The sequence below is a fragment of the Paenibacillus sp. FSL K6-1096 genome, from assembly GCF_037977055.1.
Taxonomy (GTDB): domain Bacteria; phylum Bacillota; class Bacilli; order Paenibacillales; family Paenibacillaceae; genus Paenibacillus_AQ.
In genome coordinates this window covers 4447144-4471412 of sequence record NZ_CP150274.1, presented here as the reverse complement: position 1 = coordinate 4471412, position 24269 = coordinate 4447144, and the positions used below count along the sequence as shown (strand labels likewise).

Genomic DNA, 24269 nt, shown 5'->3' with positions numbered 1-24269 from the left:
TCACCACTCAATCCCTTCAGCGCTTTGTCTGTGTTCATTCATCGTAATACTTTCAATCCGGCCGCTCTTCACCTTAATAATCTTGTCCGCCATCTGGGCAATCGCCGAATTATGCGTGACCAGCACAACGCATTTGTTCGTCTCCCTGTTCAAGTCCTCCAGAAGCTTCAATACAGCCTTACCCGTCACATAATCAAGTGCCCCGGTGGGTTCATCACAGAGCAGCAGCAGCGGATTCTTGGCAACGGCTCTGGCAATTGCCACCCGCTGCTGCTCGCCTCCGGATAGCTGGGACGGGAAGTTCCGGTTCCGGTTGCTTAGCCCTACCTTGTCTAGTACCTCCTTGGCATCCAGATGATCCTTGCACACCTCAGCAGCAAATTCGACATTCTCCAGTGCATTCAGGTTGGGGATGAGGTTGTAGAATTGAAACACAAAGCCAACCTTCTCCCCCCGGTAGCGGGTTAACTTCTTCTCACTGTATTTCGTGATCTCCTGGCCGCCGACAAGAACCTGGCCTGACGTAGCCGTATCCATACCTCCCAGAATGTTAAGAATGGTACTTTTACCTGCCCCGCTGGCTCCCAGTACTACGACGAACTCCCCTTCGGATATGGAGAAGTCTACACCGTCAAGTGCCCGGATAGTCACCTCCCCTACTTGATACTCCTTGGCTACATTCTTGAACTCAATCAGCTTATTCACCGCTGCTTCCATCTCCTCTGCTTGTCTGAAAGGTCACACAGCCGCATGACTAGGGCTGTTATTTCCGTCTCCAGTATGTTAGTATGTTACTCATGTAGCATACTGTAATACACGAAAGTTCAAGCTGTCAACATGAGCCTTCCCGGTCACATGGAGCTATAATTCTGTGGATTGACAATTGGTTGTCCATCCTTTATGGTGGTATGTTATATGAGTAACATACTAAGAGGACGAATGGTGAAGCCATGACCATCACTTTTGATGATAATCTACCGATATTCCAGCAAGTCGCCCATATCATTGAGGATGATATTCTGAACGGCACGTTTCGCGTGGACGAGCAGATTCTTTCGGTTGCCCAGTTCTCCCAGCTGTTTCAGATTAATCCGGCCACGGTGGTTAAGGGGATTGGCTTACTGGTCAATGAAGAGATCCTGTACAAAAAAAGAGGGCTGGGCATGTTTGTCGCATCCGATGCCAAAGAGAAAATTCAGCTGAAACGAAGAGAGCGGTTTACCAAAGAGCTCTTGTCCGAGCTGCTGAACGAAGCCGACAAGCTTGGGCTGACCACCGGCGATATCATTGACATGATTACACAACTGAGAAAGGACTGAAATCCGTGAGTATAGCATTGGCTTGCGGCCGTCTGACCAAATCCTTTGGCTCTGCTCCGGCTCTGCGGGCGCTCGATTTACAGCTGGAGGAAGGCGTCATTTACGCATTGCTCGGACGCAACGGTGCCGGCAAAACCACCTTACTAAATACGATTGCGGGTGGAATTGCGGCAGATTCCGGTACGATTGAGGTTGGCGGACAGCGGCTGCGCAGAGGAGAATTACCGGAGGATTTGTGCTATGTGCGCGATCATTTCCAGCACTTCGGGGGAATGAGAGTCATCGAAGCTTTGAAGACCGCAGCAGCCTTTTATCCCAGGTGGGATTGGTCTTATGCCCGCGAGCTCCTTGACCTCTTTCTGATTGATAAGAACCAGAAGATCCGGCAGCTCTCCAGCGGTAACCAGTCGCTGATCCAGAATGTAATCGGACTGGCCAGCCGGGCGCAGATAACCTTATACGATGAGCCAGTGCTAAGCCTTGATGTGTTGATGAGGGAACGGTTCTATAAGGCACTTATGGAGGATTACGCCAATCATCCGCGCACGATTCTGGTGTCCACGCATTTGATCGATGAGATCGCGCCGGTCGCAGAGAGGGTCATTATCCTGGAGTCTGGCTCCCTCCTTCTTCAGGACGACATGGAGCAATGCCGCCAGTCCGCTTATCTGATCCGGGGAAATTCAGAGGCTGTAGCCTCTTATACGTCCGGTAAACGGGTGATCTACCGCGAGGACTACGGAAGAGGCACGCTTGCCGCTCTTTACGAGAGGCTGAGTGACAAGGACAAACGGTTGGCCCGTGAACAGGACATATCTGTCGAGGCGCTGAGTCTGCAAAAGCTATTCCTGTATTTGATCGAGGGAGGTCTCTAGATTGAGTGCTTTGACCGTTCATCTTAAAGCAACCTACAGCCAGCTTAAATTATATATCTGGCTGGTACTGATGATTATTGTGCTTGGCCGGACGACAGAACTTATAATTACCTTCCTGACAGATACGATGGGCGTCTCCCGTCTATCGGAGAGCAATATGCTTATTCTTCTCTTGCCGTTGTTCGCCATCACCCTGCCGCTGAGCTATTACAAACGCATTGTTCATTTGGGCGCCAGCCGGATGCAATATTACAGGGGAATCCATACCGTTTTTGCCGTCTGGGCGGCAGCCGTCGCCTTGCTGAACTCCCTATGGCTCGCCTTGCAGGTCCATGTTTTGCACAATTATGATAACGCCATTGATCTGATCTCCGCTTTTCATTGGAACGACTATGGCTTTGCCGGTTCCTTTCTGTATCAAACAGCCTTTTACCTGATGGCCATGGCTTTACTGTGTATGCTGATTTCGGGGTTCTTCACCCCCGCTGGCTGGCTGCTGTCTGTACTGGTTGTTGCCGCCATTCCGGTGGGAACAGCCATCCCGGAGCTCCGGGTTCACGTGGCCTCCTTCTTCCGCACCCTGCTGCTGAATGATTCTCTCCTGCTGGGCACCGGATTCAACCTGCTGCTTTATCTGGTTTTCATAGCTGGCGGGTGGCTGTTTACGAGAAGACGGGTCCATTGATCATTGAACCGGGGGCTATCCTGTTGACACCTTCACCATTCCAATGTTAAACTCCACCTATAAAATTCGAGGAGGATGGCAGCCGATGATTCCACGTATATGGTAAGCACGTTCAACAAAAGCTGATTTCTCACCAAGTGTGGGCTTTTTTGAGCTGCTTCTATTTACGTTAAGGACATCGGCTGCGATCCGCTACGGCTTATTTCACTATGCCCGGTTTCGCACTGTCCCATCATGTAATTGTTGCAGACCCAAGTCCACTTCCGGATTTGGGTCTGTCTTTATTTCGGGAGGTAAGAAACTTATGATTACTCAATGGAAAAAGACGTTCGCCTTCATCTTCAGCGGACAAATCTTCTCAATATTAACATCTGCGATGGTTCAGTTCTCCATCATCTGGCACCTCACCGAGACGACAGGGTCGGCTACCGTGCTGATGCTTGCCGGGCTGGCCGGGTTCCTGCCGCAAGCCGTACTAGGCCCATTCATCGGCGTCTGGCTCGACCGCTGGAACCGTAAGCTCACTATGATTGTGTCGGACAGCGCCATCGCGTTATCCAGTCTGGCTCTGGGTGTTTATTATCTATGGGGGGAGCCGAGCTTATGGATCGTATATGCCATCCTGCTGATTCGTTCGGCAGCCTCGTCCTTCCATGCCCCTTCGTTCCAGGCTGCGATTCCTCTGATTGCGCCGGAGGACCAGCTCACCCGGGTGGCAGGCTGGAACCAGCTCATCTTCTCCGCTTCCAGCGTACTTGGACCCGCGCTTGGAATAGCGGTATACTCGGCTACTTCTCTGGGAGCCGTGCTGCTCTTAGATGTCGCTGGCGCTTTAATCGCTAACCTTATGCTTCTGTTCGTTCACATTCATCAGCCGAAGCCGGAAAGCGTCGAAACACCCTCGTTCCGTAAGGAGTTTATTCTCGGCTGGCGGGCCTTCCTGTCGCACAAGCCCATTGTTACAGTAACGGTTGCCATGGCGGTCTTCAGCGTGGTCTTCATGCCGCTGGCGATGCTGTTTCCCTTGATGACGCTGTCCCATTTCGGACGCGGCGGTTACAGCGCCAGCCTGATCGAGGCCGTATTCGGGATCGGGATGATCCTTGGCGGTGCGCTGCTGTCGGTGCTTGCTTCCAGGTGGAAGGACACCACCTATATGAGTGTGAGTCTGGTTGTAATCGGGCTCACCTGTGTCCTGAGCGGGATAGTAGGGCGCGAGGCGTTCCTTGCTTTTACCGTCCTCTCCTTCCTGATGGGTGCCGCTGCCCCCTTGTTCAACGGCCCTTACATGGCGATGATCCAGAAGTCTTATGAGCCTGAGCTCTTGGGGCGTGTGCTTTCCTTTGTCACGAGCATTGGACTCTTGTCCTCCCCGATCGGGCTTGCCCTGGCGGGACCTGTAGCCGACCGGTTCGGCGTTCCGTTCTGGTTCTTCTGGTCGGGGATAGTCGTGGTTCTGATTGGAGTATTCCTGCTGGCCAGATTTGCCGGAACCGGTGCAGACGAGCCATCAGCCAGTGAATAAATGAATGCAAATAGACCGTCATTCCATAGAGAGGGGCGGTCTATTTAGGGGTTGTGCATTCAGGATAGAAGAATCTATAATATACGCGATTGGGAATATTTACTTAACGGAAGGAGCTTACGATATGGCTGATCCGACAAACGGCAAGCATGTTTATATTGTTCATGGTTACGGGGCTACTCCGGCGAATCATTGGTTTCGCTGGTTACAGGAGCGGCTCGCGGCAGACGGGATTACGGCGGATATTCTGGAAATGCCGGCGCCCTTATCGCCTAACCTCCAGGAATGGCTGAAGCATCTCTCCAGTAAGGCCGCGGTGCTGAACCAAGACACCTATTTCGTTGCTCACAGCTTAGGCTGTGTCTCTCTGCTCAAGTATCTGCTGAACGCGAAGCCGCAGGAGCCGCTCGGCGGTCTGGTTCTCGTATCCGGCTTCACCAAGCCGCTGCCCGACCTGCCCATGCTTGACGAATTCACGAAGGAGCAGACCGACTACAGCGGGGCCGCAGCGCTAGCCCCAAGGCGCGCAGTGATTGCCTCCAGGGATGATGACATTGTGCCAGCCGCGCTCAGCAAGGAATTAGCACAAGTCATTCATGCTGATTTCTACGAGGTGGAGCACGGCGGACATTTTCTCGACAGCGACGGCTTTACTACTCTACCTATTGCCTATGATGTTCTGCGCGATATGATCGTGCAGACTAATGAATAAATCTGAGATTACCTCTTACATTCTGTAAGAGGCATTTTTTTGGCGCTACGGCATTTTAAAGTTTCTCTGAAGCTGCTTGATCAATGCATTGAAATGCAGATGGCGCAATTAATTGAAAACTGCTACGCTGTGGAAGAGAACGGCACCTTTCCGTCCAGAGCTTCCCTGCTCCGTGCGCTTGAGCTAGTTGAGAATAACACCTTTCTCCATAAGATCTTCCTGGACAGCAAAGGGCGTTCCTTCCTTCAAAAATCATCTGCGCGACATGATGAGCCGGAGAATGTTGGAACAAATCAGCGAAACTCACGTAAATTCCGATAAGATCACTGGAATATCATCACATCATGAAGGAGGCTGCGGCCCGTGGCATTTATCCCGTTGAATTGTCCCAATTGCAGCGGAAGAATTGAATACAAAGAAGGCGCGATTCTCAAATGTCCTTATTGCCAGACCGAGCTTCTGCTAAAGCAAAATAATGTCTACTATGTCGATCAGACCATTAACCATTATCACGGGACGCCCCCTCCTAAGACCGCGCCGAAGCCGCCCGTTTCGATCTCCATCCCTATAAGGCTGGTGCTGGTCCTGCTGCTGGTGCTGGGCGGCGCGGTCGGTACATATGTCTATTACAGCCTAAGCTCTCCGCAGCAGGCAACCAAGGCTACTCAGTCTGTACGGACGATGCCCGAGAGTGAGGTGCTGCTCACCTTCCTGCGGGAGATTCTGGGTAAAGGCTCTGCCCTGCCGGCTGAAGAGGAAATAGCGAGTCTGCGCTATCTGAGCGTGGACTATACGGACAATGACCATTGGGAATTCACCTACAGCTTCTCCGATCCGTTCAGCGATGCACAGGCTGAGAAGCTCACTTATGTGACCCAGGATAAAAAACTGAATACCCAGCGGATTGACCAGCGGGATTTCGAAGCGTTCACGGGACTGACAGCACTTGACCTGAACGGAACCTACGAGATTTCCCAGACGGATCAGACCACATTTGCCCATATACCCGGACTAAAAAGCTACGGCGGCGCCTTCAACGAATCGTTCAGCACCTTCTCCGGTTATTTCGGGGATAAATCCAAGATTACGGAGCTGTCCACGCAGCTGCGCAGTAATCAGGAGCTGGCTCTGCTGCTGGAATTCCCTAACCTAAGCTCCCTGTCTATTACTTATGCGGATGAGTCCGTCACCGACTTCCATCTGCTGAGCAAGCTGCCGTTGAAGTCCCTGTCGCTGACGTATGTCAATGATCTGGATTGGTTGTCATCCATGACCGGGCTGTCCTCCCTGGCGATTCATTACAGTGAGGTCACTGACTTGCAGCCGCTCTATGCATTAACAGGACTGCAGGAGCTCCGGTTGTCTTATCTGACCAATGTGAAGTCCATCGACTTCGTGCAGAATATGCCTGCGCTGCAAACGCTGGATATTGAGAACTTAAGCTTCTCCAGTCTGGAGCGTCTGGCCGGCAAAACCTCTCTGACCTCGCTCCGCCTGGCTTCCTTAAATCAGCTTGGCTCGGTAAAGGCGGTGAACAGCCTGACCTCGCTGCGGGAATTCACCTTGTCGGGTTATTACGAGAAGCCCGATGCGCTTAACCTGCCGGGTGTCAAGCGGGTGGAGATCCCTACGTCCTTCCTCTCAGGGCTGAAGGCGCCGGCGGTCACCAGCCTGACACTGCGGGGCGGAAGCGGGGAGCAGAGCATGGCTGAGCTGGGGAGATTCCCGGAGCTTGCGGAGCTGTCCCTCCGGGAGATCGGCGACATCATCCGGCTTCGCGCACTGGACAGCTTGTCCCGTCTGAAGACACTGAGTATCTACGATTCATCCTTGTATTCAGAGAGCGATGCCTTATTCGGTCTGGAGCAGGTAAATACACTGGTGTGCTCCGAATGCCGTCTGAATTTCAGACAGACCGCAGCGGCAGCGAACAGCACGCTTGAGCATTTGACCTTGGACCGTCCATACTTCTCCATAAACAACGATTCCGTTAGTGAGGTTGACCAGATCATGCCTTATTTCGCGAACCTGACTGCTTTGCGCTCCTTCACCCTGCAGGACAACAACCTGGCCTCACTTGCGTTCATGAGCAAGTGGCAGGCTATCGAAGCGCTTCATCTGGAGAACAACGCGATTTCCGATATAGAGGTTCTGAGTAAGCTGCCTAGCCTGCAGCAGGTATTCCTGGCAGGCAATTCCGTGGGGAATACGTCCGTGCTGGATGCGGGTGTGCAGGTGTATTAATTCTTTTATTTCAAATGAATAGACCGCCCTCCTTACAGAGGAGTGCGGTCCATTTTTCCGCATCGCATTTATAGGCAATACTTATTGAGTGTATAGCAATTATATATTTCACTTATAAGTTATCCAGCGTTATACTGGCTTCATAAGGAGGGGAAGTACATGACTCAACAGGCTTCCAACAACCAATGGCAGGCGGACACGTATGATCACAAGCTGGATTTTGTCTCCAAGCTGGGCGGCGATGTGCTCTCGCTGCTGCAGCCTCAACCCGGTGAGCGCGTGCTCGATATCGGCTGCGGGACAGCCGACCTGACGGCGAAGATCGCGGCCGCCGGAGCCGAGACGGCCGGCATCGATCTGTCGCCGGAGATGATCGCGCGCGGCCGCAGCAAGTATCCGCAGCTGAATCTGAGCGTAGGGAATGCGTATACTTACCGGACCGCTCAGCCCTTCGATGCGGTATTCTCCAACGCCGCGCTGCACTGGATGAAGGACGCACACGCGGTCGCAGTAACAGTAGCAAGCGCACTGCGGACCGGCGGGCGGTTCGTCGCCGAATTCGGCGGCTACCGCAACGTTGCCGCTCTGGTGAGTGCCACCGAGGCTGCACTGGCCGCACATGGCTATGACCCACAGGGCCGCAATCCGTGGTATTTCCCTACCGCCGGAGAATATGCGGCCGTGCTGGAGGCGCATGGCTTCCTGGTCACGCTGGTCCAGCATTTTGAACGGCCGACCCCCTTGCAGGGAGAGAGCGGAATCCGCGATTGGCTGGACATGATGGCCGATGACTTCTTCTACGATGTCAGCGCGGCGGACAAGGCTGCAATCTATCAAGAGGTTGAAGAACAGCTGCGGCCGGAGCATTACCGGCAGGGCCAATGGATCGCCGACTACCGGCGGCTGCGGGTCTGCGCGGTGAAGATGGCGGATTGAGAATAGAATGACGGGAACCCCAGGTCGGTTATGATCTAGGGTTTCTTTGTATTTTTAAGGCAGGCAAAGTAGACAGATTGGGAATATCTGTTTCTTATATTGCAGCATTTGGGTAATACATAGAGTTGCGTTCGTCTACATATCACATGATTACAGAACAGGAGAATAAGAATGGAGAACCAAAACCGGGATACCTACCGCTTTCAGGTGAACTTAAGCGGTATGATCAACATTTTGTCTAACCATTTGTATAGCAGCCCGAAGGTATTCTTAAGAGAGTTGCTCCAGAATGGCATAGACGCGATTACTGCACGGCAGGATTATTCCCCTGCCGGTTATGAAGGCAAGATTCATGTCGAGGTCAGCGGGACCTCCACCGGAGCGACCCTGCTCGTCGAAGATAACGGAATCGGGTTAAACGAGGCAGAGATTCATGAGTTCCTGGCCATGATCGGACAATCCTCCAAGCGGGGCGAGGACTTTCTGTCCACCAATACCTCTTTTATCGGGCGGTTTGGCATCGGGCTGTTGTCCTGCTTCATGGTGAGCGACGATATCGTCATGGTTACCCAATCAGCCAAAGGCGGTCCTGCCCTGGAATGGCGCGGGAAGCCGGACGGCACCTATACAATCCGCAAGCTTGAGGGTGAGCACGCTCCGGGCACCAAGGTTTTTTTGCGTTGCAGAGCAGGCTCCGAGGCTTACTTCGAGGAAGCCAATCTGCAGGAGGGGCTGTTCCATTACGGCGCTCTGCTGCCTTACCCCATCCAGCTGGTTTCAGACCGTAACACCCGCCTGATTAATCCGCAAACCCCGCAGTGGGTCAAAGATCCGCAGCTGGCCCGGAAGCACCGTGACGAGGTGCTGGCCTTCGGCAAGCAGGTGCTGGGTGAGACGTTCCGTGACTTCATCCCTCTGCATACCGCTTCGGGACGGACGGGAGGCATCGCCTTCATTCTACCGCACGCGGTGAACCTGAACGCCAAGCGCAATCACCGGGTGTACCTGAAACACATGCTGGTCTCTGAAGCGGCCAGCAATATCCTGCCGGACTGGGCGTTCTTCGTGAAATGCCTGATCTGGACCGATGAACTGCAGCCCACCGCTTCCCGGGAGCATTTCTATGAGAATGCCCAGCTGGAGCAGGTGCGGGAAGAGCTGGGGAGCTCGATCCGTCAGGAATTGATGCGGATGGCGGAGTATGACCCGGACCGGCTGCAATCTATTATTTCGCTGCACGCCTTATCTATGAAGGCCCTTGCGGTAGAAGATTTGTCATTCTATTCGATCATTCATGAGTGGCTGCCGTTTGATAGCACTTTTGGCAGGAAGACGCTTGGTGAGCTGAAGCAGCAGCCTCCCCTGTACTTCACTGCGACGCTGGATGAATACCGCCAGATTACCCATGTCGCCTCGGCCCAATCCATGCTGGTGGTGAATGGCGGATTCATCTATGATGCCGAGCTGCTGTCCCGGCTGCCCCTCATCGACCCGGATGTAGAGACGGAACGGCTGCTGCCGGAGGAGGTATCGTTATCTTTTACCGATATTACCCCTCAAGAGCGGCTTAACTACTATGAATCCGTAAGACTCGCAGACAGTGTGCTGCAGAAATTCCGCTGCCAGGTGCAGCTGCGCCGCTTCAAGCCGGAGGAGATTCCTGTCCTCTACACGCTGTCTGAGGAATCCGCCCAGTGGCGTGTGCTGGAGGCAACGAAGGAAGTAAGCACCGACGCTCTGTCCTCCGTGCTTGGCAGCCTCGGTGCTTCGCTCAAGGATACGGCATACGCCACGCTCTACTTCAACCTGAACAATCCGGTCATTGAGCGGGCTTTTCATCCGGCGCACCAGAAGATGCTGCCTTCCATTGTCGAGATGCTGTACTGCAATGCGCTATTAATGGGACATTATCCGATGAACCGCCAGGAGATGGCGCTGCTGAACCAGGGCATTATTCAATTTATAGATTGGGGATTAACCGCTAATCAAGTCACAGGAGGAGACGAATAGATGAACCTTACCGAGATGAGTTTCGAGGATTTGATGGAAGAAGCCTATGGGATGCCGGGCGGCAAGGCTAAGCTGGAGCTGCTTGAACAGGCAGTACGGGTAGCCGATGCCGCAGGCGATATCGATCAGGGCTATGAGGCCCGCAGCGAGATCGTCGAGCTGGGCAGCTTCCATGGCTATCCGATGAAGGCGCTGGTCGCCTTTTCCTGGCAGCTTGGGCAGTATGACCGGAACCCGGGCCGGTTCGATGATTACAGCCTGATGTGGTCGTACAAATGGGTGCTGGACCGCATCACCGCTTTTGCAGATATTAGCCGCACTCAGATTGAGAATCTGCTGGAGGATATGAAGGCCCGCTATGCAGCCGAAGGCTACAGCAGCCGGACCTATCACTATTACCGGGCGAATATTCTCGAAGATTTCGGGGAGCTGGAAGCTTCACAGGCCGAATGGGCGATTGTCCAGACCATGGACCGGGACGAGATGAGCGATTGTGAGGCTTGTGAGCAGCATAGCCTGGTCGAGTTCCTGGCGAAGCAGGGAGACGATGAAGCAACCGTTAAGGCGGCTGAGCCGATTCTCAAAGGTAAAATGACCTGCGGCGAGGTCCCTCATGTGACAATCACCAAGGTGCTGTTCCCGCTCCTGCGGCTGGGCCGCCAGAAGGAAGCCGATAAGCTGCAGAAGAAAGGCTACAAGCTGGTCAAAGGTAACCGCGATTTCCTGTATCATCAGGGCGAGCATATTGGTTACCTGACCTTGACCGATCCAATCAAGGCGCTGGAGGTCTTCGAAGAGTATGTCGCCTCCTCACTGGATCACGAGAACCCGGTCGATCAGATGATCTTCAACGCCTATTCCGCCAAAATGTTCCGCCGCCTGTCCGAGGAATCCATCCGCTTCCAGGTCAAGCTTCCGGCCGGACACCCGTGTGAGCACCAGTCCGAAGACGTAGCTGCGCTTGCGAAGCACTTCCAGCAGTTGGCTCTCGCCACCGCGGAGAAGCTGGATAAGCGCAACGGCAACGGCTACTATACTGAACTGCTGGAGAAGTTGTAGGTTGCGGTCAGCGGCGTTGTGTAAGAGCTAACGCAAATAAGAGCAGCTCCCGTATTGGGGGCTGCTCTTATTTCATTACAAATACGCATTTACGTCAAAAATTTTCCATACATAGGTAATAATAAGGCATTTGATATGTTATACTGATTGAGCAATAGAATAGGCTTATAGGGTCGGTCGGCTACCTCTCTCAGAAGGGAGGGATGCCTTGTGACAGTATTTGAAGCAATCATGCTGATGCTAACCTTTGGTTCGCTTATCGTAGCGTTACTGTCCGATAAACGCAAATAGACCGCCCCCCTGCAAAGGTATGCGGTCTATTTGTCGTATCCTATTTGCCTGAGGCCTACCGCCCTTAAAAGCGGCTATTGCTCTAGAGAGTCGTGTTGACGCACGGCTCTCTTAGCATTGTACGCCTGTTCTGCTTATACTATACCACAGGTGTTAACGCATGTTAACAGTGGTTAACAAATTTGTGAGCGCCAATCCCACAAGCGCAAATAAGAGCAGCTCCCGTATTGGGGTCTGCTCTTATTACATTGTAAATACGTATTTACGTCAAAATAAGTCCAAAAATAGGTAATGCTAAGGCATTTGATATGTTATACTGATTGGAGCAATAGAATAGGCTTAAAGGGTCGGTCGGCTACCTCTCTCAGAAGGGAGGGATGCCTTGTGACAGTGTTTGAAGCAATCATGCTGATGCTAACCTTCGGTTTGCTTATCGTAGCGATGCTGTCCGATAAACGCAAATAGACCGCCCTCGACAAAGGCTTGCGGTCTATTTGTCGTATCCTGTTGTTGATGCCTACCGCCCTTAAAAGCGGCTATTGCTATAGAGAGTCGTGTTAGAGCACGGCTCTCTTAGCATTGTACGCCTGTTCTGCTTATACTATACCACAGGTGTTAACGCATGTTAACAGTGATTAACAAATTTGTGAGCGCCAGTTCGAAGACGTAGTTGCGCTTGCGAAGTACTTCCAGTAGTTAGCTCTTGCACAGTGGAGAAGCTGGATAAGTGGAACGGAGAGACCGCGTACTCGATTCTTCACATATTTCCAACCTAATGTTGGAAAACTCTTAGGGATATCCAAGCAACGCTACATGGCATACGATAGGCTCCGGATGTACAATGATTTCGTACAAGCGTAAAGGAGGAGCATAGAATGAAAACAACGGGTATGCATAAGCAACTTCAAGAACTGCGCAAGAACAAGGGAAAGACTCAAGAAGAGCTCGCAGAGGTTTTCGGTGTAACCAATCAAGCCGTATCCAAATGGGAAAGCGGGGCTTGCTATCCGGATACCGCTTTATTACCCGAGATTGCTAATTATTACGGGGTCAGCCTTGACTTTCTATTCGGCCGTGTCCCGGAGGCCAATGATCAGAATGTAGTGAAAGACATCAAGCTGCTGTTTGAGCAGACCCCTGCCAAGGAGCGTTTCATGCTGGCCTGCAAGATTGCCTTCTACCTGCATGAGGGTGTCGTTTCCAAAGGTTACAAGGACTACCTGCCCTGGGACCCGGATAAGACGTATGATCAGAAAGCTTGGGGAACCTCTATTTGCAGCGAACCGGAAGGAGTTACTATTGCCAGGCAAGGGATGCTCTTCTTTTCTGATCTCGTCGATAAACGGGAACTCGCGCCAGATCATCTGTTAAGCCTTTACAGTGTGCTTCGGGCCTATGCGGATGCTGACAGATTAACGGTATTATTCGCATTATATGAATTGACCAGGCATGACTTTGACTGCTTTGTTTCTATGGAGAATCTCGTAAGTGCAGCCGGTCTGGATGAGAGAGTCATACGGGAAGCTTTCCAGCATTTGCCGGTTCACAGCAAAAGGCTTGAGAACAGCAGCATAGTTTACCGGATTGAAGCCAGCAATATGCATCTCCCTGCGCTGCTTATGCTCATCATACCGTTATATTAAGCTGCAATTGGTTCTTGGCATGACCTGCTAATCCCTCATACTTTCAATTCGTCTCAGACTCTCCGTGTCCCGGGCTGGAGATGCACCGAAGAAGCGGGAATACTCCCTGCTAAATTGTGAGGGACTTTGATAGCCAACATGATAGGCGGCACTTGCTACCGGATAGCCCTCGAAGGCCATGAGGTTTCTGGCTTCCAGGAGCCTTAATTGCTTTTGAAATTGAATAGGACTTAACCCTGTAGCCCGTTTAAACTGACGGTGAAAGGTATTTATAGCCATCCCCGATTTCGATGCCAGCTCACCAATGTCTATGGGCCTCATAAAATTACTGCGAAACCATTTTACAATTTGAGATATTCTAGATAAATCACTTTCCCGCTGACCCAATTGCCTCAGAACCCCTCCTTGTGGTCCGGTCAGCACACGATATAGGATTTCTCGTTCATACGCCGGTGCAAGAGCCGGAATATCTCTGGGTGCTTTCGATAATCGCAATAAGCGCAGCCATGCCTCCATCAATTCTATGTCCATGTCGCAAGCGGCGAATGGCCCGGAAGCAGCCGGTAATAGATGCTCTTGAAGATCTCTTAGCAGACTCTGCAGAACATTCTGATTCAGCTTCAGTCCAAGGGACATGTAAGGCTGGCCATCACGGTTTGGATGTACAACCGCCGTTGCAGGTACATGCACTGGTAGTACGTAATAAGATGGCCCTGCCAGTTCCGTGCTGCGCCCTCCGATCGATAGAATCTTACTTCCTTGAACCGTAAAACCAATCATCGGCTCGTATAGCGCTGCAAGCTGATGATTGGGGACTGCTCCTTTAATCATACTTAGCCCCGGTACTCCAGTCTCAATCTGCCTTGTGCCCGCATCCTTCATCAGCTCCATTATTTCTTCAAGGACGTTTTTCATGCACATAGTTTATCACACGAATGGTGCTTTTAGGCAATCAATAGGCAGTTTCAGGTCTATTTTGGTGCGTCAGCTGCGGCTACAATTAGAACCAGGCCGAACACAAACCAAGGAGGATCTTATGACAATTGCGATAGTAACGGGTGGAAGTAATGGCATTGGAAAAGCGACGGCGCTGGAGCTTGGCAAACGCGGAATTAGTGTCATTCTCACTTATAATTCCTATAAGGATCGTGCAGAAGCTGTCGTACAGGAGCTTGAGAAAAATGCAGGTGTCCGGGCAGTCGCACTGAAGCTGGATCTGACTCAGATATCAACCTTTGCAGGCTTTATTCAAGAAGTGAAAGAGAGTCTCCAAGATGTTTGGAACCGGACAACCTTTGATTACTTGGTGAATAACGGCGGGGTCGGCGGCCCCATGCTGTTCACTGAGATGAGTGAAGAATATTTCGATAAAATTCTGAATACAAACTTCAAAGGACCCGTTTTTCTAACTCAACAGCTTGCCGGATTCATGGAGGACGCCGGAGCTATTGTCAATACTACGAGTTCATCTAAGAATCAATCCTTTCCGGGCTACTCCGTCTATGGCTCGTTAAAAGCAGCATTCTCAACCTGGACCCGCTACATTGCCAAAGAACTCGCACCCCGCCAGATTCGGGTCAACGCCGTCTCGCCTGGTCCTACTCACAGCAATTTTGGCGATGGAGTATTCGATAAACATCCCGAATTCATTAAGCCGCTGGCGGAGCAATCTGTATTTGGCAGAATCGGCCACCCCGAAGATATAGCGAAGGTTATTGTGAGCTTGCTGTCCGATGAGTTCGGGTGGGTTACAGCCCAGGACATTGAAGTGTCTGGCGGACATTTGCTTTAATTATGCTGTAGAAAATGTCGCTGTTCCCAAAACGCAAATAGACCGCCCTCCTGTCCGGAGTGCGGTCTATTTGTTGTGTCCTGTTCTTATGCGGCTCTCTTACTTATTATACAACCTGTAAAGGAATACCGCAGCTTCTGCTTTGGTGGTATTGCCGCCCGGATTGACCTTATTACCGCTGCCTTCGATGAGCCCTTCCTTCACCATGGCGGCTACGCTGCTAAGCGCATAGGAAGCCACTTTGGACTTGTCGGAGAATCTCTCCAGATCCGCAGCCGTCCCCTGGTTGTTCAGCTTCTTCTCCAGCTTCAAGGCTCTTTCGGTCAACACCATCATGTCCTGTCTGGTGATCTTAAGCGTGCTGCCGAATCTGCCGTTGTCCAGGCCATTCGTAATCCCAAGCGCTTTGGCAATTCCAATCTCATTATAATAGTAAGCATTCTCCTGTACATCGCTGAAGTTTCCACTTACCTTTGCATTCAAGTCAAGTGCCCGGACCAGGGAGTACAGGAAATCCGCTCTGGTGATATCCGTTGACGGATGGAACAACTGACCCTCTGTCTTGAGAATATCCTTGGACGCCAGGACTTCGACCGCGTTCTTGGCCCATGCTGCCTTTCCTAGATCTGTGAATGTCTTGGATACATAAGCTACTGCGAAGTCGCCGAGATGAGTGGTTGTGAAGGTTACCATCCCGGTCTTGGAAGCATAACGTCCGCTTGGTACGGTCATAACATTCCCGCTTCCGTCAATGTACCGGATAACGATCTTGTCGGGATTCTTCAATTCATCCGCAGACGGCTGGTAAGGCACGGATACCGTTACAGGTGCACCAGGGTTGCTCCAGGCCGCCCCTTTACCGTCCACCTTAAGGCTAAGCTGAATGGCCGGCTTATCACCGAGTGCTGCCTGCACATCGGCCGGGAACCCCGACTTGTCGCCTTTTCCAATCTCCAGCGTTACTTCCTTGCCGCTGCTTTCAGCCATGCCTGTCAACAGATTACCGGGAATGACAACCTGACCGAATTCTGTCGAAACAGTGAGCTTGTTATCCTTTGTTCCGCTGGTCAGTGCTGCAGCAGGCAAGTCTACCGAGTATGAATTCACTCCTTGCGCGGCAGGGATGTCCAGCGTCACATTTTTCTCCATGAATTCCTTAGCTTGTGCCAGATCCGACACCTTAACCACTGCGATTCCGTTATTCACTGTTGCCTGCATGGTTACTTTCTGTCCTTCTACAACGGGTGCGGAAGGGGCAGGTGTTGCCGATGCGACTGGTGCAGACGTTGAATAGGTTCCACCAGGTGCAGGTGTTGAAGGTGTTTCAGGTTCAGGCGTTGGCGTTGGAGATGGAGTTGGTGTTCCTGGTTCCGGATTCGCCGGAGTCTCCGTCTTGCTGTTGGTTATTATCAGGGTATACGTCTTGACCCTGCCGTCTGCACCTGTGACCTCAACCTTTATATCTGTTGTTGTGCCAGGTGTCAGCGTTATCGCTTCGGAAGCTGTACCGCTGGCAACCACCGTGTCGTTCACTCTAATGGTTGACCTGCTGTCTGCTGCTGCCGCTGTAACGGTGATGCTGCCGGCATCCTTAAGGGACACATCGTACTCTGTGGTAGCCGGGTTGAACGCTGGCTCAAGTGTTCCCGCACTCAGGGATAAGCTGCTGAGGTCGGCATTTACGCTATTTGGTGTATACACTCCAAGATCGCCAAGGTCGATGCTATTCATCTGAATGGCCTGATATTCGCCTGCAAAATAACTATCCAGATACGAATGCCCAAGAATGAATCTGTCCGGTTTCATAGCGCCATAGTACCCGGCATTCGCATTGCTCTGGCCATCAAACAGGACATAGCTTCCCTGCCATCCGGAACCGGTTACACCCCAGCTGATGATGTGATCGATATACGGGGCGAACTTGTTGAACATTTTGTAGAGCAGTGCGTACTGATAACCAAGGGCATCCGACTGTCTGACATTAAGCACGGCCGGAGCGGTTGCGCCTCCTCCAGGGGCATCGGTCGGCACCTTAAGATCAAGCTCCGAATACGTAATACCCGACAGCAGGCCGCGGTCAACCAGTGAGGCATAGAGCGCCATCGCATATTGGTTATCGCTTGCCAGGGTCTTACCCACCGCATCATGTCCCTGGATTCCGATGTCTTCGATCAGGGGTCTTCCGTCGTACAGCGGATCGGAGCGCCATGCGGTATTTAATTCGAGTACCATATTGTACACTGTTCTCGCTTTGCTGCGGGTCGCAAGCCCGTAATCGTTATAGGTCAGCTTCGGGGGATTATCTACAATATAAGCGTCAATGCTGCCGTCCTTGTCGTGTCCATCCAGCTTCATGTAATCCGGAAGGTTAGCGTAATTGGCTTTATAAGCTGCCGCCATCTTGGCGTTAGGAGCCGCGATGTGCGCGTTTTTGAACAGCAGATAAATATAATGGTTAGTGATGTCGCCGCCAATCTCATCATCTGACATAGCAACCAGCCAGTTGGTATGCTTCAGGCTCGTTCTCCAGCTGTTGGCATCCTTAGGGATGAGCTCGCTGTGGCGGCTCTCGTGCACCTCTTCGTTGAGCACATCCCATGAATTGAACGGAATAATGCCACGGGCTTCACTGGAGCCGTACTTTGTATCTGTGGTCAGGAAGTGCCGCATCACATACATAGTATGGTTGAACTGCACTCTTCTCGCCATTTCTTTGTCAACCTTAACCGTAGTTGTGACGCCGTTGCCAAGTCCATAGAAATCGGCCCCCCCAGTATATCCGGAGGACAGGTTCGCAGGAATAATCTGTGTCATCCATCCAGGAGCCTGGTTGTACCATGCCAGAACATGGCCGTGAGATTTATACTGTCCGGGAGTTCCGGAATCCCTGATCGCCTGATAAGCGTTGGTCGGGAAGCTGTATTCCGCTAAGCCGGGGGTTGTGGTTGCGCCGTTCAAGGCCTCCCCGTTCACATTTTTCAGCCACTGCGGGCCGCGGGGATGCGTGCCATCCGCCTTCAGATTGTTGCCGTCAACGAAGATCTCATAGTGATTGGCTCTCGTTCCGGTTACAGGTCCGGTGCCAAGCGCGCCGACCATGAACAGTCCATTCTCCTTATTGTACAGGCTCTTTAGAGGCGCTACATCCCTCTGGTTTTCCTTGTTGATTACGTTCGGAAGGGCCTGGCCATTCGGATCTGGTGCGGTAATCTGGATGTTCGAGACCAGCAGCATGCCAGTTTCTTCAGGACGGGCATTCTCCCCGTGAAGCTCAAGAATAAAGTTCGAGGAGTTACCCGTTGAGGCGGTGATACTGTGATGGGCCTTCAGCCAGGATTCACCGTTGTAGCTGCCCACCCAGTCCGGGTTCAGGTTATTGTACTGGTAATCTCTGAGATAGCTGTCCAGGTTTTCATTGGTAGTTCTGACTCTCCATCTCATGAATTTGCCTTGCGCACTCTTCGGATAGTAGACATCGAATTCAATCGTTGAACCCGCTGTGACATTGACGGCCGGGGACAACGGGGATTCCAGACTGATGCCGCCGAAGGTGCTTTTTCCGTTATGGGCGTAATTAATCTGAAGCACTTCCGCTTTCCCTTGGGCATCTGCAAAAGGATACGGAATCACCTTAAACGTGCCACCGGCAAAGTCGGCAGGAACACGGTTATCCAGCGGAGTTCTGGCCGTCCAGGCATTCGTGGGCGCAGTCACTTTTACAGGAACCTTACCCGGACCGGGATCAAGCCGGAAATAAGGATCGGAGCCGTCGGATTTGATATTTTCTGTAAAAGTAACTATTGCTTCCTTAAGTATAGCTATAGCCTCGTCTGCGGGAGTGTTCGGATTACGTGCAATTTCAAGCGCAGCATTAAGAGCTTCAAGTTCATCGACGTGCACCCATGGAAGGGCCTTGTTCACATCGGAACCATAGACCGACCCATAGACCGACTGGCTGACCTGGAGCGGGAACTCCGTATTGCCGGTTTTTAGAGCCTCGGCTTGCGCAATAAGCTCGCTCAGTTCAACCGGCGGTTCGTCTGTAGCCGCAGCAGCCGGGATAGGAGTATACGTGAAGATGGAGAACAACATGATGATGACGAGGAGGCGGGAAATGTTGATTACATTTTTTCTTCGGTTCATCTTAGTTTGACTCCTTTGCTGAAGGAACCCTCTAACGTCTCGTTGTAGAGTCACCCCAAATAATGTTGTTTCGTGTTGCAGATTACGCCATGCCTGGCATGGCAATCCATCCCTACACCTCCCTCTGAACGTAAATGACAGACAAGATTTGAAAACGCATTCACAAAACTGGATGGTTGAAGGCTGTAACAGCTTCATAGTAACAACAGGATGAGAAAGTCTAAATACGGGTAATGCACGAATGATTTTAATATATTACGAAAATAGACACACTTCTCAGCTGATCCTTCCAGGATACAGGAGATCTGGTGTAGGGATGGAATGTCAGGCAAATGCGAATAGACCGCCCCTGGTCGAAGGTGACGGTCTATTGCTGCTTAAGTATGAGCCTTCATTTTCTTCCCAAGCAAGACTGAAAAGTCAAAAGTGATTTCCAATCTATCCTGGCCCAGGACTTGTTGTATAAGCTCTTCCGATGCTCCCCAGGATAAGGGGGTCATATGGACTAACTGTTCAATATACTTATTTTCCATTGTTACACCATACTGAACAGGCTTAATGTCAACAAGAGCAAAATTACGCTTGAAAAGCTCTAATGTATTTTCGTTTGTATACATCGTTCTATCGGTTTGATTGTAAAACATCCTTCTTAATTCCTGAAGATACTTGCTCCCGGGGATAACTTTTATCACCATTCCATCATCTTCAAGCATTCTATGGAACTCAGAATAGTTGGATGGCGATAATATATTTAATATGACATTGAATGGTTTATCAGTGAATGGACACTTGGCGAGATCCGCTACGCACCAGAGTGTTGTAGAGGGACTCCTTGAAGCCATATGGATTCCCTCTTTAGAAATATCAACACCTATCCCCAATAATTTATATTGGGACTGTTGAATTATTCTTTGCTGTATATTGGACAAATGTGAACCTTCACCGCATCCGGCATCTAATATTTTTATGAATTTACCCGCCGGGTTCAACTCGTCTAACATATTCTCACAAATCTGAGCAATCAACGGATCAAAAAAGCCGCTCTGGTTAAGCATTCTTCGAGATTCAAACAGTTTTTCATCATATTTTGTTTTGGGCGGATGGGACAATAAGTTCACATAACCTTGCCTGGATATATCATAACAATGACCATTGGAACAAATTAAGCTCCTTAAATTTACAACCTCAACTGGATTCGAGCATATGGGGCATCTAAAAAGATCTTCATACTCAGAGAGAAGACGTGCACTTGTAATTTTCCGATTATTTTTAGACAAAATAAAAACACCTCATTCATTCATTTTAGGAAATGAAAAAGGCACAGTTAAATAAACCCAGGTCATCCTTTAAAAAATGACATGAGAATAAATAGCCTGTACCTTCCATTAACGTAAACGAATGAACTTGATGATCAAGAAAAACAACTCCTAATAGCTATTGTTAAAGAAGAGCAGTACGCCCTATCTGTTAGTATAACTATGAAGAAAGGATATGTATACGACAGGTGAAACATCCAGTGCCTCTGTTGTGATGTATGCCCCCTCCTCTTAATGGATCCATCAAGCCAAGGGCCGATAATCGAACATCATTTTGTCAGCTCGCTCCATCCTCATCTGTACAGGGGTTGCCGTGTCGGCAAATGTCTGCTTTAGATCATAGGTCTGCCAGCCATTCTCGGAACGGCCTCCCCAGCATAGCTCGATTGTACCGTCTGCGGGAGAGAAAATCATGCTCTTGGTTGTACCGAAGTAATCCTCATAATACGGACAGTTCAGTCCATTCGGGTAGGGGGACAGCAGCATGCTCTTAAGCTCTTCCGTTGTCACAGCGGAGGCTCCCTCCAGTTGGGCGGCAATCCATTCCCCCCGTTGCCAAGAATGGACAGCCGCCTGGGGTTCATAAGGGATCAGGGCAGAAAGCACCGGATGGTTGGTGGCCCAGAGGAACTGTTCCGGCGTGGTTGGATCGATTTGCCTAGTTGCTTTTCGGCCATCCAACGTTGCGAACAGGGCAGCATTCCCCTGTTTATCGAGCAGCATGAAGTTGACATTGCTGGCGATGGGCATCTCCTGCAAGTAGCGCAGCGATTCCCCGACATCCCGGCAATTCTCCAGAACCGCACGGATGGCTGCCCAAAAATGCAAGCCTTTCAGTTGAGGGGCACGCATAAAGGGCAAAGCCCCGACCGGAAACCCGCAGGCACTCATGGTCACTGCAAGTCCATGCTCGTTACATCCGTCATCTCTCCCAAAGCTCATCGTGCTTGTGCCCATGTGCGTGTATTTGCCTGCAACAGAGGTTCGGGCCAACACAAAATCCTCCAACTGATGATGGAACTCATAGTTGCGGGCCAGCAGCGGCTTGTTCAGTGCGGTCATTGCTGGCAGCAAGGCAATCTGGCTGCAACGCGGCCGCAGATAGGTCATGGCGTAATAAGCGATTTGTCCGGCAGGGACTTGCAAGGCGTCGGCAAAGCCGGCGATCTCCTCGGAAATGCCGGGGCACCACTCATCGAATAGCAGGATGGCCTCTTGGTATTCGTTTGGACCAAACCCCTCGAGCGTACGGGTGTAAGCGAGCTTGAGCGCCGTGTTTTCGGAAATGATGCTGCCCAGCTTATAGCCAATTTCGTAGCTTGTTCCTGTTAATTCCAGGGTGTAAGCGGATAGAGAGTACATAGGCTTGCCTCCTTTCTTTCTATTCTACGAGGGAGAAGGAGGCCGTGCATGACATTTTGTGCGATTCGTTAACAGCATTGGTTAATAAATTGAATATTCTCCCCCAATGGTACTTAGCATAGAAGCACCTACCCTGGAGGCTGATGTAGACCAGGACGGTACTCAGGAAATCGTGGCTACCGTAGGTACAGCGGTGACTTAGTGAAAAGCAAAAGGGTCTGGCTTCTTTAAAAGAAGCAGACCCTTATTGTACGATTTATTTCTATGAGAAGATGTCTCTTTATATAGCATATCCAACCATGTAGCCTTCATAAATATCATCCAGACCATTTCTTACTTTTTTGGCATCGCCGATAACGGTGACCCCAATCCCCTTTGATTGAAGCGGGGCTTCTAATGTATTAACAGACTTTGAACCTGCTGCAACAACAACATAATCAATGTCATCAAGCGTAACGGATGTACCATTACGTTCAAAAGTAACGGAGCTATCGTTAATTTGTGTTACTTTTGAGGATGTATAAATTTCCATATTATATTTATTAACTTCTTGCATTAAACAGGCTTTAGGTTCACGTTCAAATCCCTTAAGGATTTGATCCTGCATCTCAATGATCGTAACTTGTTTAGCGCCATACCAAGCACAAAATGCTGCGGTTTCAACGCCAACACTGCCGCCGCCTAATACCACTACATTCCCTTTAACAGAGACTTTGTTTGTCAAAACGTCATTAGCTTGAACTACAATTTTTGAATCATGACCTGGAATAGGCGGAATAAATGGCTTACATCCTGTAGCTACGATTACATCATCCGGTTTTCCTTCAATGACCATTTCAGGCGTTAATTCAGTATTGTATCTGATTTCAACACCAAGCTTTTGGAGTTCATTTAACTGCCATCTAACGAAGGTCAGCAGCTCTTGTTTGTACAGTGGCAATGCCGCAACTAACCAAGTCCCGCCAATGCGGTCTGCCTTTTCAAATATGGTCACTTTATGTCCACGCTTAGCAGCAACAATTGCTGCTTCACAGCCAGATACACCACCACCGGCAATCCAGATATGTTTCTTGTTCTCCGCCTCGGTAATTTTCAACTCAAATTCTCTGTTAAATTCCGGATTTACCAGGCAAGAGCTAGGTATCCCTTTATAGTTATTGGCAAGACATCCTTGTAAGCAACCGATACAATGACGGATGTCGTCAAGGCGGCCCTCTTTAATTTTATTCGGAAAATCAGGATCAGCCAGACTTGCACGGCCTATACCCACAAGATCACATTTACCTGCATCTAAGGCAGCTTCAGCAACGCAAGCTTCGGTAATTCTGCCCGCAGCCATAACCGGTATTGAAACGCTCTTTTTGATATCCTCTGCATTATCAACAAAACAGGCAAAATCATAGTACATGGGTTCCACTGCATTCCAGGAGCAGCCATTGACACCTTGTGAACAATTTATCATATTAACGCCTGCTTGTTCTAATTTACGGCAAATCACGCGAGTTTCTCCAATAGATAACCCGCCTGGGACAAATTCTTTAATGGAAAGGCGTACGGAAACCGGAAAATCATCACCACATTTTTTCTTAACATCTGCTACAATCTCCAAGAGGAATCGCATACGATTCTCTAAAGGTCCGCCGTACTCATCAATTCGTTTGTTGGAGTATTTGGATAAAAATTGCGAAACCAAGTAACCATGTGCTCCATAGATTTCAACCAGGTCAAACCCGGCCTTCTTTAGATTCAAAGCCGTGTCACCATATTTACTAATAATATCTTTGATTTCAGGAATTGATAATTCTCTAGGTACAGTTTCAGATATTGCATGTTCGGCAGGAACATCAAGATAAGGAGAGGGGGCTACTACGTTCTCGGCAGTAACCTCTGTAAAGGATTCTCTGCCTGCGTGGTTAATTTGTGCGCCAATCTTTGCACCGGCTTTATGTACACGATCTGTCATTTCCTTGTGGCCTTTGATTAGTTCTTCATTCCAAATGCCATTCATTCTTGAAAAGAAACCGACATTAGGAGCGATTCCATAGTATTCAGTGATGATCAATCCCCAACCGCCTTGAGCTCTTCTTTCAAGATACGCGGCATACTGTTCAGTACATGCCCCATCTGTTGTAGCATCCAGCGTAGAAATTGCAGGAATGACAAAACGATTTTTTATTTGTAAGGTGCCAATGTTAATAGGTTCAAAAAGTTTTTCATACATCAAATTCAGATCCCTTCATCATGACAGTATAGTTATTTTGCTATAAACAGCTTAAAGTTTCAGTGTCTTTAAAGCAATGATATAATCACAAATAATAGGACACAGACTTTGCATATATTTTAGACACAGAGGGGAA

Annotated in this window: 18 protein-coding genes; 12 read left to right on the top strand and 6 right to left on the bottom strand. The window is 50.3% G+C overall.

Going from position 1 to position 24269, the window contains the following annotated elements:
* The gene (locus tag MHI24_RS19865) at window positions 1-705 is read right to left on the bottom strand and encodes an ABC transporter ATP-binding protein (protein WP_340021250.1); all 705 of its coding nucleotides are present in this window, start codon (window positions 703-705) and stop codon (window positions 1-3) included.
* A 245-nt stretch (window positions 706-950) separates the two neighbouring features.
* Between MHI24_RS19865 and MHI24_RS19860 the strand changes: the two genes are divergently transcribed.
* The 11 genes from MHI24_RS19860 to MHI24_RS19810 all read left to right on the top strand — a co-directional run bounded on the left by MHI24_RS19860 (window position 951) and on the right by MHI24_RS19810 (window position 13299).
* Window positions 951-1319 carry a GntR family transcriptional regulator gene (locus tag MHI24_RS19860; protein WP_340021249.1) on the top strand — a complete coding sequence of 123 codons (369 nt, stop codon included), beginning with the start codon at window positions 951-953 and terminating at the stop codon, window positions 1317-1319.
* 5 nt (window positions 1320-1324) lie between these two features.
* Entirely contained in the window at window positions 1325-2194 is an 870-nt protein-coding gene (locus tag MHI24_RS19855) for an ABC transporter ATP-binding protein (RefSeq protein WP_340021248.1), read from the top strand.
* A gap of 1 nt (window position 2195) precedes the next feature.
* Window positions 2196-2879 carry a hypothetical protein gene (locus MHI24_RS19850; protein WP_340021247.1) on the top strand — a complete coding sequence of 228 codons (684 nt, stop codon included), beginning with the start codon at window positions 2196-2198 and terminating at the stop codon, window positions 2877-2879.
* A gap of 304 nt (window positions 2880-3183) precedes the next feature.
* Window positions 3184-4404, top strand: coding sequence for an MFS transporter (locus MHI24_RS19845; RefSeq protein WP_340021246.1), 1221 nt, complete (start codon window positions 3184-3186; stop codon window positions 4402-4404).
* Window positions 4405-4528: 124 nt separating this feature from the next.
* Window positions 4529-5116, top strand: a complete 588-nt coding sequence (locus MHI24_RS19840) for an alpha/beta hydrolase (RefSeq protein ID WP_340021245.1) — start codon at window positions 4529-4531, stop codon at window positions 5114-5116.
* Between the two features lie 39 nt (window positions 5117-5155).
* The gene (locus MHI24_RS19835; RefSeq protein ID WP_340021244.1) at window positions 5156-5437 is read left to right on the top strand and encodes a hypothetical protein; all 282 of its coding nucleotides are present in this window, start codon (window positions 5156-5158) and stop codon (window positions 5435-5437) included.
* Window positions 5438-5479: 42 nt separating this feature from the next.
* Entirely contained in the window at window positions 5480-7360 is a 1881-nt protein-coding gene (locus tag MHI24_RS19830) for a leucine-rich repeat domain-containing protein (RefSeq protein ID WP_340021243.1), read from the top strand.
* Between the two features lie 159 nt (window positions 7361-7519).
* The gene (locus MHI24_RS19825) at window positions 7520-8296 is read left to right on the top strand and encodes a methyltransferase domain-containing protein (protein WP_340021242.1); all 777 of its coding nucleotides are present in this window, start codon (window positions 7520-7522) and stop codon (window positions 8294-8296) included.
* 171 nt (window positions 8297-8467) lie between these two features.
* Window positions 8468-10306 carry an HSP90 family protein gene (locus MHI24_RS19820; protein ID WP_340021241.1) on the top strand — a complete coding sequence of 613 codons (1839 nt, stop codon included), beginning with the start codon at window positions 8468-8470 and terminating at the stop codon, window positions 10304-10306.
* A complete protein-coding gene (locus tag MHI24_RS19815; protein ID WP_340021240.1) occupies window positions 10307-11365 on the top strand; it encodes a hypothetical protein in 1059 nt (352 codons plus the stop codon). It abuts the gene before it with no gap.
* A gap of 1166 nt (window positions 11366-12531) precedes the next feature.
* The gene (locus tag MHI24_RS19810) at window positions 12532-13299 is read left to right on the top strand and encodes a helix-turn-helix transcriptional regulator (RefSeq protein WP_340021239.1); all 768 of its coding nucleotides are present in this window, start codon (window positions 12532-12534) and stop codon (window positions 13297-13299) included.
* A gap of 27 nt (window positions 13300-13326) precedes the next feature.
* Here MHI24_RS19810 and MHI24_RS19805 read toward each other — a convergent pair whose 3' ends face one another.
* Window positions 13327-14190: an AraC family transcriptional regulator gene (locus tag MHI24_RS19805; protein WP_340021238.1), complete on the bottom strand. Its 864-nt coding sequence runs from the start codon at window positions 14188-14190 to the stop codon at window positions 13327-13329.
* 145 nt (window positions 14191-14335) lie between these two features.
* On the opposite strand from MHI24_RS19805, the gene MHI24_RS19800 reads away from it, so the two are divergent.
* On the top strand, window positions 14336-15091 hold the full coding sequence (locus MHI24_RS19800; RefSeq protein ID WP_340021237.1) for an SDR family oxidoreductase: 756 nt from the start codon (window positions 14336-14338) through the stop codon (window positions 15089-15091).
* Window positions 15092-15190: 99 nt separating this feature from the next.
* Here MHI24_RS19800 and MHI24_RS19795 read toward each other — a convergent pair whose 3' ends face one another.
* The 4 genes from MHI24_RS19795 to MHI24_RS19780 form a co-directional block, all read right to left on the bottom strand.
* Window positions 15191-19234 (bottom strand): S-layer homology domain-containing protein, encoded by a 4044-nt coding sequence (locus MHI24_RS19795; RefSeq protein WP_340021236.1) that lies wholly within the window; start codon window positions 19232-19234, stop codon window positions 15191-15193.
* Window positions 19235-19611: 377 nt separating this feature from the next.
* Window positions 19612-20511: a putative RNA methyltransferase gene (locus MHI24_RS19790; protein WP_340021235.1), complete on the bottom strand. Its 900-nt coding sequence runs from the start codon at window positions 20509-20511 to the stop codon at window positions 19612-19614.
* A gap of 282 nt (window positions 20512-20793) precedes the next feature.
* A complete protein-coding gene (locus MHI24_RS19785) occupies window positions 20794-21912 on the bottom strand; it encodes a C45 family peptidase (protein ID WP_340021234.1) in 1119 nt (372 codons plus the stop codon).
* Between the two features lie 280 nt (window positions 21913-22192).
* On the bottom strand, window positions 22193-24133 hold the full coding sequence (locus MHI24_RS19780) for an FAD-dependent oxidoreductase (protein ID WP_340021233.1): 1941 nt from the start codon (window positions 24131-24133) through the stop codon (window positions 22193-22195).
* Window positions 24134-24269: the final 136 nt, after the last annotated feature.